The sequence below is a fragment of the Vibrio sp. 811 genome, assembly GCF_033339195.1.
The window spans coordinates 1-578 of record NZ_JAWOUB010000698.1 but is presented as its reverse complement, the minus strand read 5'-3'; the positions used below and the strand labels follow the sequence as shown (position 1 = coordinate 578).

Annotated in this window: 2 protein-coding genes; both read left to right on the top strand. The window is 48.8% G+C overall.

Annotation, left to right across the window (positions count from 1 at the left end; genetic code table 11):
- On the top strand, positions 1 to 322 hold a 322-nt coding region (locus tag R7Q46_RS28905; protein ID WP_318078545.1), incomplete at its 5' end, for a dihydrodipicolinate synthase family protein.
- A gap of 72 nt (positions 323 to 394) precedes the next feature.
- A partial coding sequence (locus tag R7Q46_RS28900; RefSeq protein WP_318078544.1) for an ATP-binding cassette domain-containing protein occupies positions 395 to 578 on the top strand: 184 nt, incomplete at its 3' end.

The following is a 578-nucleotide window of genomic DNA, read 5'->3' as shown; positions in this document are numbered from 1 at the left end:
GCTGATGTTAGGAGCGACAGGCTGGATTTCTGGCTTAACCAATGCGTTCCCAGAAGAATCAGTTGCAATTTACAAGCTGGCGAGCCAAGGCCGCTATGCAGAAGCGTTAGAAATTTACCGTTGGTTCTTACCGCTGCTGCGTCTCGACACCATTCCTACGCTGGTTCAGTGCATTAAGCTTGCTGAACAAGTGTGTGGCCGTGGTTCAGAGCAAGTTCGTGCACCGCGCCAACTGCTTAAAGGTGAGGAGCGTCAACAAGTGATCCAGATGGTGGAGCACGCGCTTGCTACCCGCTTAGACCTATCAAAATACAATCTGTAATTGAGCTAGTGAGTAGGGCGCTTTGTGGCGCTCTACTTATTTTCGCTATACAAAAATGAACGGAGGGATGCCATGAGCACAGCAAACAAGGATTATGTGAGCTTTCAACATGTTAAGAAAACCTACGACGGTGCAAACTTGGTGGTTAAAGACTTCAACTTAGACATCGCACCCGGAGAGTTTGTCACCATGTTGGGGCCTTCTGGATCAGGCAAAACAACGTGTCTGATGATGCTAGCGGGTTTCGAAACGGCAA